The 12,907-nt window shown below is 71.2% G+C and carries 11 protein-coding genes; 7 read left to right on the top strand and 4 right to left on the bottom strand.

The features are described 5' to 3' along the window. Positions 1-82: 82 nt before the first annotated feature. The 3 genes from D3105_RS10155 to D3105_RS10165 all read right to left on the bottom strand — a co-directional run bounded on the left by D3105_RS10155 (position 83) and on the right by D3105_RS10165 (position 3,689). Positions 83-424, bottom strand: a complete 342-nt coding sequence (locus D3105_RS10155; protein WP_118902406.1) for an FmdB family zinc ribbon protein — start codon at positions 422-424, stop codon at positions 83-85. A gap of 66 nt (positions 425-490) precedes the next feature. Beyond that, on the bottom strand, positions 491-1,771 hold the full coding sequence (locus D3105_RS10160) for an MFS transporter (RefSeq protein WP_118902409.1): 1,281 nt from the start codon (positions 1,769-1,771) through the stop codon (positions 491-493). A 334-nt stretch (positions 1,772-2,105) separates the two neighbouring features. Next, a complete protein-coding gene (locus tag D3105_RS10165; RefSeq protein WP_240646858.1) occupies positions 2,106-3,689 on the bottom strand; it encodes a potassium/proton antiporter in 1,584 nt (527 codons plus the stop codon). Positions 3,690-3,967: 278 nt separating this feature from the next. On the opposite strand from D3105_RS10165, the gene D3105_RS10170 reads away from it, so the two are divergent. After that, entirely contained in the window at positions 3,968-6,712 is a 2,745-nt protein-coding gene (locus D3105_RS10170) for a penicillin acylase family protein (protein WP_118902415.1), read from the top strand. A 3-nt stretch (positions 6,713-6,715) separates the two neighbouring features. Here the strand turns inward: D3105_RS10170 and D3105_RS10175 are convergent, their stop codons facing one another. Next, a complete protein-coding gene (locus D3105_RS10175) occupies positions 6,716-7,327 on the bottom strand; it encodes a 5-formyltetrahydrofolate cyclo-ligase (protein WP_118902417.1) in 612 nt (203 codons plus the stop codon). A gap of 93 nt (positions 7,328-7,420) precedes the next feature. Between D3105_RS10175 and galU the strand changes: the two genes are divergently transcribed. The 6 genes from galU (at position 7,421) to glpR (ending at position 12,838) form a co-directional block, all read left to right on the top strand. After that, the gene (galU, locus tag D3105_RS10180; protein ID WP_118902419.1) at positions 7,421-8,323 is read left to right on the top strand and encodes a UTP--glucose-1-phosphate uridylyltransferase GalU; all 903 of its coding nucleotides are present in this window, start codon (positions 7,421-7,423) and stop codon (positions 8,321-8,323) included. A gap of 4 nt (positions 8,324-8,327) precedes the next feature. Further along, the gene (glp, locus tag D3105_RS10185; RefSeq protein ID WP_118902422.1) at positions 8,328-9,638 is read left to right on the top strand and encodes a gephyrin-like molybdotransferase Glp; all 1,311 of its coding nucleotides are present in this window, start codon (positions 8,328-8,330) and stop codon (positions 9,636-9,638) included. A 99-nt stretch (positions 9,639-9,737) separates the two neighbouring features. Then, complete coding sequence (moaC, locus tag D3105_RS10190; protein ID WP_093811492.1) at positions 9,738-10,247, top strand: cyclic pyranopterin monophosphate synthase MoaC; 510 nt, start codon at positions 9,738-9,740, stop codon at positions 10,245-10,247. 68 nt (positions 10,248-10,315) lie between these two features. Continuing rightward, positions 10,316-10,819, top strand: a complete 504-nt coding sequence (locus D3105_RS10195) for a MogA/MoaB family molybdenum cofactor biosynthesis protein (RefSeq protein ID WP_118902455.1) — start codon at positions 10,316-10,318, stop codon at positions 10,817-10,819. 17 nt (positions 10,820-10,836) lie between these two features. Further along, the gene (locus D3105_RS10200; protein WP_118902425.1) at positions 10,837-11,466 is read left to right on the top strand and encodes a GNAT family N-acetyltransferase; all 630 of its coding nucleotides are present in this window, start codon (positions 10,837-10,839) and stop codon (positions 11,464-11,466) included. 157 nt (positions 11,467-11,623) lie between these two features. Continuing rightward, entirely contained in the window at positions 11,624-12,838 is a 1,215-nt protein-coding gene (gene glpR, locus D3105_RS10205) for a gephyrin-like molybdotransferase receptor GlpR (protein WP_118902458.1), read from the top strand. The last annotated feature ends 69 nt before the right edge of the window (positions 12,839-12,907 follow it).

Below are 12,907 nucleotides of genomic sequence, written 5' to 3' on the forward strand. Positions count from 1 at the left end.
CCGCCCGGGGGAAACGACCGGACCCCGCCGAGGGGTCTCGGCGGGGTCCGGTGAAAGGCGGGTGGTGCGGGTGTACGTGGGCTCAGGCGGCCGACGTACCGCTCGACGAGGCCGACGCGGGGGTCGACGACGAGGAGGAGGCGGACGACGAGGCGCTCGCCTTCGTGTCCGAGCCCGTCGACGACGAGGACGAACCCGAGTCGGACGACTTCGAGGCAGTCGACGCCGGCGTGCTGCTCGACGAGGAGCCGCGGCTGTCGTTCCGGTAGAAACCGGAACCCTTGAAGACGATGCCGACCGCGGAGAACACCTTCTTGAGGCGTCCGTCGCAGCTCGGGCACACGGTCAGGGCGTCATCGGTGAACTTCTGCACCGCCTCGAGGCCCTCGCCGCACTCGGTGCACTGGTACTGATAGGTCGGCACTTGCTCCTCCTGGCACTCTCACTCAATGAGTGCTAACGACGCTCCATACTGACGTATTCCGTCGGATCAGTCCACCGTGACCGGCTCGCGGTGACCGATCCCACGTGCCACCGTGCGTCCCTGGGACTTCGGAGCCAGCCGGGAGCGCAGGGCGAGCAGGGTCATGAGAGCCAGGGCGGTTCCGGCCAGGGGGACCAGGAATCCGGTGCTCGCGCCGTGGGCGTCGGCGAGTCGCCCCGCCACGGTCACGGCCGCCGCCTGGCCGAGCGCCACCGCGCCCGTCAGCCAGGTGAAGGCCTCCGTACGGGCGGTGGCGGGAACCAGCGCCTCGACCAGGGTGTAGCCGCTGATCAGGGCCGGGGCGATGCAGAGGCCGACCAGCAGGCCGAGCCCGGCCAGCAGCGGTACCGAGTGCACGGCCCACAGGCCGGACGCGGTCAGGGTCAGCGCCACGTACCCGACGATCAGTCGGCGGCGCGGGCTGCTCTTCCAGGCGATGGCGCCGCAGGCGATGCCGGCCAGCATGTTTCCCGCGGCGAAGATGCCGTAGAGGACACCGTTCACACCGGGGTGGCCGATCTCCTCCGAGAACGCGGTCAGCGAAACCTGCATGCCGCCGAAGACCGCGCCGATGCCCAGGAAGGTGATGGCCAGGACGCGCACGCCCGGTACGGAGAGTGCCGATGCGTGCGGCTCGGCCGCGGTGGCCTTGGCGCGCGGGGCGGGCTGGGTGGCGCGCTGCGCTGCGAAGAGCAGGCCACCGATCAGGGTCAGGGCGGCTTCCGTGATCAGTCCGGCCGCCGGGTGCACGCCGGTGCACAGGGCGGTGGCGATCACCGGGCCCAGGACGAACGTGAACTCGTCCGTCACCGACTCGAACGCGGCCGCGGTGGACATCAGCGGGGAGGCGGGCCGGTCGGGGGTCGCCCCCAGCATCGCCGCCCAGCGGGCCCGCACCATGGGGCCGATCTGCGGGATCGACGCACCGGTCGGCACGGCGGCGGCGAACAGCGCCCACAGGGGCGCGTCCGCCAGCGCCAGTACGGTCAGGGCGCTCACGGAGACGGCGTGGAGCAGGACCCCGGGCACCAGGACGGCACGCTGGCCGAACCGGTCGGCGAGTTTGCCGCTCTGCGGGGCGAACAGCGCCATGGAGACGCCGGAGACCGCAGCGACGGCGCCCGCGCTGCCGTACGAGCCGGTCGTGTGCTGCACGAGGAGGACGATGCCGATGGTGAGCATCGCGAAGGGCTGCCGTGCGGCGAAGCCGGGGAGGAGGAAGGTCCACGCACCGGGGGTGCGCAGCAGTTGCCCGTATCCGGGGCGGTCGGAGACCGTGGTCGCCACGGTCCTTGCCTTTCTGCCGCCTGGTGGCCCTGCTTCCCGGCGCCCTTGTGGGGCGGGCCGGACGGAAGCGGCCGAGAGCTGTCCTCTTCGCGCGGAACTGCGGTAGATGCCGGGCGGCTCGCTGCCATCGGCGAAGAAACGCCGGGCGAAGAGACACCACGACCGCCATACGGTCGCGCCAGCTCTGCATCAGACAGAGTTGGTCGATCAGGTTTGCCTTCATGCTACAGGTAGGAAGCCCTGTGCGCCTGAGAATGCGCACAGGGCTTCCGTGTCAGCCTGTGATCTACGACGCGTTTGTCGTAGGTTGCCTGTGTTGTCACCTCTCAGAGGCTCAGGGACGGGTCTTCGTGCCGCTGCCGCTCCCGTTGACGCCGGTACGGGTGTCGGCACCGGCGCCGCCGAGCTTCTTGGCCAGTTTCATCGCCTGGGGGATGGCCGACCCGCCCTGCGGGCCCGTGGCCCCGGGGGGCCCGGAAGCGTGGGATCCGCCCGTGCCCAGCCAGCCGGCCAGCTTGCCGCCCTCGGCGACCGCCCGCAGGCGTTCCTCCGCCCGGTCGCGCACCGGGTCGGTGGCCACCACCAGCAGCTCGTCCCCGCGCCGCAGCACCGTCGCCGGGGAGGGCACGAAGGTCTGGTTCTCCCGGACCACCAGCGTGACGGCGGCGCCGGCCGGGAGCCGCAGCTCGCTGACCTCGACCCCGTGCATCTTCGACTTCGCGGGAACGGCGACCGACAGCAGATGGCCGCGCAGCCGCTCCAGCGGCGCCGACTCGATGCCCAGGTCGTCGGCCTCGGCCGGGTCCTCGGCGATGTCCAGCTTGTTCGCGACCCAGGGCAGCGTCGGGCCCTGGATCAGGGTGTAGACGATGACCAGGACGAAGACGATGTTGAAGATGCGCGTACTGCCCTCCACCCCGGACACCATCGGAATGGTCGCCAGGACGATGGGCACCGCCCCGCGCAGTCCGGCCCAGGACATGAGCATTTTCTCGCGGGCCGGAATCCGGAACGGCGCGAGGCTGAGGAAGACCGACAGCGGTCGCGCCACCATGGTCAGCACCAGACCCACCACCACAGCGGGCCAGAAGTCGTCGACCAGGTCGTGCGGGGAGACCAGCAGGCCGAGCAGCACGAACATGCCGATCTGGGCCAGCCAGCCCAGCCCGTCGGCGAAACCGCGCGTGGCGGGCCAGTGGGGCAGCTTGGAGTTGCCGAGGATCATCGCGGCCAGGTAGACGGCGAGGAACCCGCTGCCGTGGGCCAGGGCGCCCGCCGCGTACGCCGAGACGGCGATGGCCATCACGGCGATCGGGTAGAGGCCGGAGGCGGGCAGGGCGACGTGCCGCAGCCCCAGGGAGCCCAGCCAGCCAACCGTGATGCCGATCGCGGCGCCGATGGCCAGCTCCATCGCGATCTCCGCGACCAGGACGTACCAGTGCTCGACCGGGCCGACCGCGGAGAGCGCCACGACCATGATGACGACGGGAGCGTCGTTGAAGCCGGACTCGGCCTCCAGGACACCGGTGATCCGGGGCGGCAGCGGCACCCGGCGCAGCACGGAGAAGACCGCCGCGGCGTCGGTCGAGGAGACGACCGCGCCGATGATGAGCGCCTGACGCCAGTCCAGGCCGACGAGGTAATGCGCGGCGGATGCGGTGATGCCGACGCTGATCGCGACGCCGATGGTGGAGACCACCGCGGCGGCGGGCAGGACGGGTTTGACCTCTTTCCACTTCGCCCCGAGTCCGCCCTCGGCCAGGATGACGACCAGGGCGGCGTAACCGATCACCTGCGTCAGCTCGGCGTTGTCGAACTTGACGTCGAAGATGCCGTCCTGCCCCAGGGCGATCCCGATGCCGAGGTACAGGAGCAGGCTGGGGAGCCCGCTGCGCGAGGAGATCCGTACCGCCGCCACGGCGACGAGCAGGACGAGCGAGCAGACGAGCAGGAGTTCGTTGAGCGCGTGGACAGTCAGGGTCCGTTCCTTCCCTGCGTGCGCCTGCCGGATCGGCCCCCGGCAGCCAGGTACTTCGTTACCTTACCTAATCGTTAACGATTCCTTGACGGCATCGAGTGTTCGTACGAGGAAGACGCAAATGGATGCATCCCTATACCGCGTCCGAGTGGCTTCTCCGCTGCGCCTATGGTTGCTCCTGCACTCCCAGGACCACCCTGCCCCCTCGAAGGACAGCGATGCCCGCCAACACAACCGCCTCTTCCGGCCCTTCCGACGCGAAGAAGCCCGGCAGGAAGAAGGGGCGACGCGCCCGCCTGCTCGTGCTCGTCCTGGTGCTGGCGCTCGTCGCGGGTGTCGGGTACGGGGCGTACTGGTCCGTATCCACCGTGCGGGCCTCGTACCCGCAGACCACCGGGTCGATAACGCTCGACGGTCTTTCCGGCGACGTCGAGGTCAAACGCGACTCCTACGGGATTCCGCAGATCTACGCGGACTCCGACGCCGACCTCTTCCGCGCCCAGGGCTTCGTCCAGGCCCAGGACCGCTTCTGGGAGATGGATGTCCGGCGGCACATGACGTCCGGCCGGCTCTCCGAGATGTTCGGTTCCGGGCAGGTGGAGACCGACGCCTTCCTGCGCACGCTCGGCTGGCGGGAGGTCGCGCAGAGGGAGTACGACGAGGTGCTCGACGAGAGCACCAAGAAGAACCTCCAGTCGTACGCGGAGGGCGTCAACGCGTATCTGAAGGGCAAGGAAGGCCGGGACATCTCGGTCGAGTACGCGGCGCTGGGCCTGACCAACGACTACAAGCCCGGCGAGTGGACCCCGGTCGACTCGGTGGCCTGGCTCAAGGCGATGGCCTGGGACCTGCGCGGCAACATGCAGGACGAGATCGACCGTTCGCTGCTGACCAGCCGCCTCGACCAGGACCAGATCGAGGACCTGTACCCCGGCTACCCGTACAAGCAGCACAAGCCGATCGTCGAGCAGGGTGCGATCTCGCCCGTCACCGGGAAGTTCGACCCCGAGGCGACCCCGTCGGACTCCGTCGGCCCGACGACCCCTCAGGGCGCCGCCGAGGGCCTGAACACCCAGCTCTCCGCGCTCTCCGACACCCTCGACGAGATCCCGGCGCTGCTCGGCCCGAACGGCAACGGCATCGGCTCCAACTCCTGGGTCGTCGGCGGCGCGCACACGACGTCCGGCAAGGCGCTGCTCGCGAACGACCCGCACCTCGCGCCGATGCTGCCCTCCCTCTGGTACCAGATGGGTCTGCACTGCCGGAAGCTCTCGGCGAGCTGCCAGTACGACACGGCCGGCTACACCTTCTCCGGCATGCCCGGTGTGATCATCGGTCACAACCAGGACATCGCCTGGGGCCTGACCAACCTGGGCGCCGACGTCACCGACCTCTTCCTGGAGAAGGTCTCCGACGACGGCTATCTGTACGACGGTGAGACCAAGCCGTTCAAGACCCGCGAGGAGACCATCAAGGTCGCGGGCGGCCGGGACCGGACGATCACCGTCCGCGAGACGAACAACGGCCCTCTGGTCTCCGACCGCAGCAAGGAACTGGACAGGGTCGGCCAGAAGGCCCCCGTCAGCAACGCGGCCCCCGACCGGGCCGACGGCTACGCGGTGGCGCTGAAGTGGACCGCGCTGGAGCCGGGCAAGTCCATGGACGCCGTCTTCGCGCTCAACCGGGCCAAGGACTTCACGACCTTCCGGGCCGCCGCCCAGAACTTCGAGGTCCCCTCGCAGAACCTCATCTACGCCGACACCGAGGGCAACATCGGTTACCAGGCGCCCGGGAAGATCCCGGTCCGCTCGGCGGGCTTCGACGGTACGGTCCCGGCGCCGGGCTGGGACCCGAAGTACGCGTGGAAGAGCTACATCCCCTTCGACGAGCTGCCCTACGAGTACAACCCGGACCGCGGTTACATCGTCACCGCCAACCAGGCCGTCATCGACGAGAAGAAGTACCCCCACCTCCTGACCAAGGACTGGGGCTACGGCGCCCGCAGCCAGCGGATCAACGACCTCCTCGCCGAGAAGATCAAGGGCGGCGAGAAGGTCTCGACCGATGACATGCAGAAGTTGCAGATGGACAACTTCAGCGAGATCGCCGCGCTGCTGGTGCCCGAGCTGAAGAAGATCAACATCTCCGACCCGAGCGTCCGCGAGGCCCAGAAGCTGCTGGACGGCTGGGACTACACCCAGGAGTCCGACTCCGCCGCCGCCGCGTACTTCAACGGCGTCTGGCGCAACATCCTGAAGCTCGCCTTCGGCAACAAGCTGCCCAAGGAGATGCGGGTCAAGGGCGACTGCCTCAACGTGCCGCCGGCCAAGAACAGCGGCCCGGCCGATGCGCAGAAGAAGCTCGTCCGCGAGTGCGGCCAGCGCGACGGCGACTCCGCGCAGCCGGACGGCGGCGACCGCTGGTTCCAGGTGGTCGGCGACATCGTGGACGACCCCGAAAACGAGTGGTGGAAGGCGCCCGCCCGGGGCCGCGAGGACGCCCTGGAGAACCGGGACGACCTGTTCGCCCGGGCGATGGAGGACGCCCGCTGGGAGCTGACCTCCAAGCTCGGCAAGAACATCTCCACCTGGAGCTGGGGCCGGCTGCACCGGCTCACGCTGAAGAACCAGACGCTCGGCACCGAGGGCCCCGGCCTGCTCCAGCGGGCGCTCAACCGCGGCCCCTGGAACCTCGGCGGCGGCGAGGCGGCGGTCAACGCCACCGGCTGGAACGCGGCGAGCGGCTACGAGGTCGTCTGGGTGCCGTCGATGCGCATGGTCGTCAACGTGGGGGACTGGGACAAGTCCCGCTGGATCAACCTCAGCGGGGCCTCCGGGCACGCGTTCAACGCGCACTACACCGACCAGACCGACAAGTGGGTCGACGGCGAACTGCTCGACTGGTCCTTCGGGACCGAAGCGGTCGACGCGTCCACCGTCGACACGCTGACGCTGAAACCGTAGGCCCTAGAGAGGGCTCACGAAGCGCCGCGCTCCGGCCGGTGTGACGACGGCGTCCACGGGGTGGTCGTGCGGTTCCGACGGGACCCGCGCGACCACCTCGTTCTCGTACAGGAGCACGACGAGCGACGGGTGTGCCCCGTCGGCGCTCAGCCGGGCCAGCACCCGGTCGTAGCTGCCGCCGCCCCGCCCCAGCCGCATCCCGGCCCCGTCCACCGCCAGGCCGGGCAGCAGCACCGCGTCGGCGGCGAGGACGGCGTCGGGACCCAGGCGGGGCCCGTCCGGCTCCAGGAGGCCCCGCCCGGCAGGGAGCAGGTGCGCCGGACCCTCGTAGGCCGCCCAGTCCAGGTCGTTGTCGGCCAGGAGAACCGGCAGCAGCACGCGCACGCCGCGGCCGCGCAGCGCCTCCAGGAGGGCGCGGGTGCCCGGTTCGCGGCCCACGGAGACATACGCGGCGACCGTACGGGCGTCGGCCAGTTCGGGGAGGTGCAACGCCGCCTCGGCGAGAACCGCGGCGGCCCGGAGCGCGTCTTCCTTCGTCAGGAGGGCCCGTGCGGCGAGCAGTTCGCGGCGCAGGGAGCCCTTCTCGGACGCCTTTCCGGACTTGTCGGTGTTCATTGGTTACTCGCACGGTTCTCGTATGGGCATATTTAAGGACGAAGTTAACCGGAATATCAGCTTCCGGCCGTGTGCACCCGTTAAGGTCGGCACATGACTCAGTCGCCCTCCAGGATCAGCAAGGCCGTCATCCCGGCAGCAGGTCTCGGCACCCGGTTCCTGCCCGCCACGAAGGCCACTCCGAAAGAGATGCTGCCTGTCGTCGACAAGCCGGCCATCCAGTATGTCGTCGAAGAAGCCGTGGCCGCCGGTCTCTCCGACGTACTGATGATCACCGGTCGCAACAAGCGTCCCCTGGAGGACCACTTCGACCGCAACTACGAGCTGGAGTCCGCGCTCACCCGCAAGGGCGACGCCGATCGCCTGGCCAAGGTCCAGGAGTCCAGCGACCTGGCCACCATGCACTACGTGCGCCAGGGCGACCCCCGTGGGCTCGGGCACGCCGTGCTGTGCGCCGCCCCGCACGTGGGCGACCAGCCCTTCGCGGTGCTGCTCGGCGACGACCTGATCGACCCGCGCGACGCGCTGCTGGCCCGGATGGTCGAGGTCCAGGAGCGTGAGGGCGGCAGCGTCATCGCGCTGATGGAGGTCGACCCCTCGCAGATCCACCTGTACGGCTGCGCCGCCGCGGACGCCACCGTCGACAGCGACGTCGTCCGCGTCACCGACCTGGTCGAGAAGCCCGACCCGGCCGACGCCCCCAGCAACCTCGCCATCATCGGCCGGTATGTCCTGGACCCCGCGGTCTTCGACATACTGCGACACACCGAGCCGGGCCGCGGTGGCGAGATCCAGCTCACCGACGCGCTCCAGCTGCTCGCCGCGGACGAGAAGATCGGCGGCCCCGTGCACGGCGTCGTCTTCAAGGGCCGCCGCTACGACACCGGCGACCGCAGCGACTATCTGCGCGCCATTGTCAGACTGGCGTGCGAACGTGAAGACCTGGGGCCGGACTTCCGGACCTGGCTGCGCAAGTACGTCGCTGAGGAGATGTAACCCCGTGAGCAGCACGATCTGGTCGGTCGACGATCACCTGGACGACATCCTCGCCTCGGTGAGGCCGCTGGAGCCCATCGAGCTGCAGCTGCCCGACGCCCAGGGCTGCGTCCTCGTCAAGGACGTCGTCGTGCAGGTGGCCCTGCCGCCCTTCGACAACAGCTCCATGGACGGTTACGCGGTCCGCATCGCCGATGTCGAGGGCGCGAGCGAGGAGTTCCCCGCCGTTCTCACCGTCATCGGTGACGTTGCCGCGGGCAGCGCGGGGCTCGCCGACGACCAGGTCGTGGGACCGGGACAGGCCGCCCGCATCATGACGGGCGCCCCGCTGCCCGCCGGTGCGGAGGCCGTGGTCCCGGTCGAGTGGACGGACGGCGGCACGGGCGAGGGCCCGGCCGAGGGGATGCGCGCCCACGCCGACGCGCCGGAGGGCGCCACCGGCGAGGTCCGCGTCCACCGTCCGGTCACGGCGGGCGCCCATGTGCGCGAGCGCGGCAGCGACGTCGAGCCGGGCGAGCTGGCCCTGGCCGCCGGATCGGTCGTCGGTCCGCCGCAGATCGGGCTGCTCGCGGCGATCGGCTGCTCCACCGTGGTCGTACGGCCCCGCCCCCGCGTGGTCGTCCTGTCCACCGGCAGCGAACTGATCCAGCCCGGTGAGGGCCTGACAGGCGGCCAGATCTACGACTCCAACAGCTTCGCGCTGACCGCCGCCGCCCGGGACGCCGGAGCCATCGCCTACCGGGTCGGCGCGGTCGCCGACGACGCCGAGACGCTGCGCGCCACCATTGAGGACCAGCTGATCCGCGCGGACATCGTCGTCACCACGGGAGGCGTCAGCGTCGGCGCGTACGACGTCGTCAAGGAGGCGCTGTCCTCCGTCGGCGACGCGGACGAGCCGGGCAGCGGCGTCGAGTTCCGCAAGCTCGCCATGCAGCCGGGCAAGCCCCAGGGCTTCGGCTCGATCGGCCCGGACCACACCCCTCTGCTGGCCCTGCCGGGTAATCCGGTCTCCGCCTACGTCTCCTTCGAGCTGTTCGTCCGCCCCGCCATCCGGGCGCTGATGGGCCTGCCCGATGTGCACCGCCCCACGGCCCGCGCCGAGCTGCGCGCCGACAAGGCGCTCACCTCGCCGTCCGGCCGCCGTCAGTTCCTGCGCGGCCGTTACGACGCGGAGGCGGGCACGGTCACCCCGGTCGGCGGCTCCGGCTCGCATCTGATCGCCGCGCTGGCCCAGGCCGACGCGCTGATCGTGGTGCCCGAGGACGTCACCTCGGTCGAGCCCGGCACGGAGACGGACGTGGTCCTGCTCCGCTGACCACCGCCCCGTGGCGGTACGGTGTCTGCCGCCGTGCCTTCCGGGGGACCCCCTCCGGGTCCGAGGCCCATCGGTGCCCCTACCGCTAGGCGGAGTGAGTTGAGTACGCAGAACAGGCTGACGCACATCGACGAGGCGGGCGCGGCCCGCATGGTCGACGTGTCGGCGAAGGACGTCACCACCCGCGTCGCCCGCGCATCCGGCCGGGTGCTCGTCGCGCCGCGCGTGATCGAGCTGCTGCGCGGCGAGGGAGTCCCCAAGGGCGACGCCCTCGCCACCGCCCGGATCGCCGGGATCATGGGGGCCAAGCGCACCCCGGACCTGATCCCGCTCTGCCACCCCCTGGCCGTCTCCGGTGTGAAGGTCGACCTGAGCGTGGCCGACGATGCCGTGGAGATCACGGCCACCGTGAAGACGACGGACCGCACGGGCGTCGAGATGGAGGCCCTGACGGCGGTGTCGGTGGCGGCGCTGACCGTCGTCGACATGATCAAGGCGGTCGACAAGAGCGCGGTCATCACCGACGTACGGGTCGAGGCGAAGTCGGGCGGCAAGTCCGGCGACTACCGGCGCACCACGCCGGCGGCACCGGCGGGACCGGACGCGTGACGCCGCCCGAGCCCACCGGAGCCGTCGGCCACGAGCGGCCTGCGCGGGAGGCCGGGCCCACCGGAGCCGTGCCGGGCACCCCGTACCGGGCCCTCGTCGTCACCGCCTCCAACCGGGCCTCGGCCGGCGTGTACGCGGACAAGGGCGGCCCGTTGATCGCCGAGGCGCTGGCCGGCCTCGGTTTCACGGTCGAAGGCCCGCAGGTCGTCCCCGACGGCGACCCGGTCGAGGCGGCCCTGCGCGCGGGCGTCGCCGCCGGGTACGACGTGATCGTCACCACCGGCGGTACGGGCATCTCGCCCACCGACGCCACCCCCGAGGCCACCCGCCGCGTCCTCGACCACGAGATCCCCGGCATCCCGGAGGCGATCCGGGCCGAGGGCCTCGTCAAGATCCCGACCGCCGCGCTCTCCCGGGGGCTCGCGGGCGTCGCGTCCCGCACCCTGATCGTCAACCTCCCCGGCTCCACCGGCGGGGTGAAGGACGGGCTCACCGTCCTCGGCCGGCTCCTGGTGCACGCCGTCGACCAGCTGCGCGGCGGCGACCACCCCCGACCGGGGAGCCCGAGCTGAACATCGCGACCTGGCCGGTGACGCTGACCGACGGCGAGATCGTCCTGCGTCCGATAAAGATGCGTGACCAGCGGGTCTGGCGTGAGGTCAACCGGCGCAACCGCGACTGGCTGCGCCCCTGGGAGGCCACCGTCCCGCCGCCCGCCCCCGGCGGCCCGACGGCGCAGCGCCCCACGTACCGGCAGATGGTCCGCCACCTGCGCGCCGAGGCGAACGCGGGGCGGATGCTGCCGTTCGCCATCGAGTACGAGGGCCGGCTGGTCGGCCAGCTCACGGTCGCGGGGATCACCTGGGGCTCGATGTGCTCCGGCCATATCGGCTACTGGGTCGACCGGAGCGTCGCCGGACGTGGCGTCATGCCGACGGCGGTGGCGCTCGCGGTGGACCACTGCTTCCGTACGGTGGGCCTGCACCGGATCGAGGTCTGCATTCGCCCGGAGAACGCGCCCAGCCGCCGGGTGGTGGAGAAACTCGGATTCCGTTCGGAGGGCGTGCGCCCGCGCTATCTCCACATCGACGGCGCCTGGCGCGACCACCTGATCTTCGCGCTCACCGCCGAGGAAGTGCCCGAGGGGATGCTCCGGCGCTGGCGCCGGTCGCGGCCGGTGACGCCGGGAGGGCCCGGGACGACCGAAGAAATAAAATAAGTGTTCGAATTTGATCGCCGAGTGACCGTATGGGATAGGGCTATCGGCGTCTGTTGATCTGAACAGTCACAAAAAAAGTCCGTGATATCAGCCGGATCGTGCGACACACCGGGCCAATTGGCGGATCCTTCCGTGCAAACCCCTCTACGGTGTGAGCGTGAGCAGCAGCGGCCTCATCTACGCAGTCATCGTCGGGGCCTGGGCCGCCTACTTGGTGCCGATGTGGCTCCGCAGGCAGGACGAGCTCAACGAAGCCCGTCCGACGGAACGCTTCAGCACCGCCATCCGGCTGCTGTCCGGCCGGGCGGCGATGGAGCGTCGTTACGCCAAGGAGCTGCGGGAGCGCACCGCCGAGGAGGCGGGGCCCGAGGTCGACCCGGACCGGGAAACGGACCGTATGGAATCCGTGGACGTCCGGGCCTTCGCCGCGCCTCCGGCGCACACGGAAGCCCGGCTGAGCGACCCGGCGCACGCGCCCGAGCGTGCCCCTGGCCCCCAGGCGTCCGACCGCCCGGCGCACGACCGGCTTCCGGGGCACCAGCCCCCGGACCGTCAGGACCCGGACCGCCCGGCGCACGAACGCCGGTCCGGCGAGCACGTGCCGCCCGCCCGGCGGCACCCGCGCTCCGGTACGGCCGACGCCGAGCGGGCCCGGCGCGCCCAGCGCTCCCAGGTTCTGGCGCGGCGCAGGCGGACCACGGTCGTCCTCTTCCTGGCCTTCACCCTCGGCGCGATCGTCGCGGCGGTCGGCGGCCTCGGCTTCCTCTGGGCCCCCGCGGTGCCGGCCGTGCTGCTGAGCACGTACATCGTGCATCTGCGGGCCCAGGAACGCCGGCGGTTCGCCTTCACGATGGACCGCCGCCGGGCCGAGGACGCGGCGCAGCGGCTGCGGGAGAACCGCCCGCGCCGGAACCAGCCCGCGGCCTCCGACTCCGCCGAGCCGGACGACGACTCCGAAGCGCACCACGCGGAGCCGGAACCCACCCCCACGGTCTCCCCCCAGGAGGCCGGCCGCCGCGCTCTCGTCGAGCAGACGGACCACGCGGAGTGGGTGGACCAGCAGCGCGAACGCGGCCGCGCCCAGGGCGACAGCTGGGAGCCCGTTCCCGTACCGCTGCCCACCTACGTCACCGCGCCCGTCGCCCCCCGGGCCACGGGCGGTGTGGAGGTCGGCGACCCGGAGACCTGGAGCGCGGCCCGCTCCAGCACCGCCGAGCCCACCCAGACGGGCACGTCGCACCCGACGGCCCCAGAGGTCGACCCGGCCCCGCGTCAGCGCACCAACCAGTCCCGCCGCAACCGCGACCGGGGCCGGACCCCGCTGTTCGACCAGTACGACGACGAGGACCGGCCGCGTGCGGCCAATGAGTGAGGCCCCCGGGGACGCCCGGGGGCACCGGGAAACCCGACACCGCTGACCAGCGGAGGAACGGATTTCCAA

Origin of the sequence: Streptomyces globisporus (assembly GCF_003501885.1) — a bacterium.
Lineage (GTDB): Bacteria > Actinomycetota > Actinomycetes > Streptomycetales > Streptomycetaceae > Streptomyces > Streptomyces globisporus_D.

Bases quoted from the DNA above. Each gene is read 5' to 3' on its own strand.
- D3105_RS10170 (WP_118902415.1), top strand. From the start codon at position 3,968: ATGCCCGCCAACACAACCGCCTCTTCCGGCCCTTCCGACGCGAAGAAG.
- D3105_RS10175 (WP_118902417.1), bottom strand. From the start codon at position 7,327: ATGAACACCGACAAGTCCGGAAAGGCGTCCGAGAAGGGCTCCCTGCGC.
- galU (WP_118902419.1), top strand. From the start codon at position 7,421: ATGACTCAGTCGCCCTCCAGGATCAGCAAGGCCGTCATCCCGGCAGCA.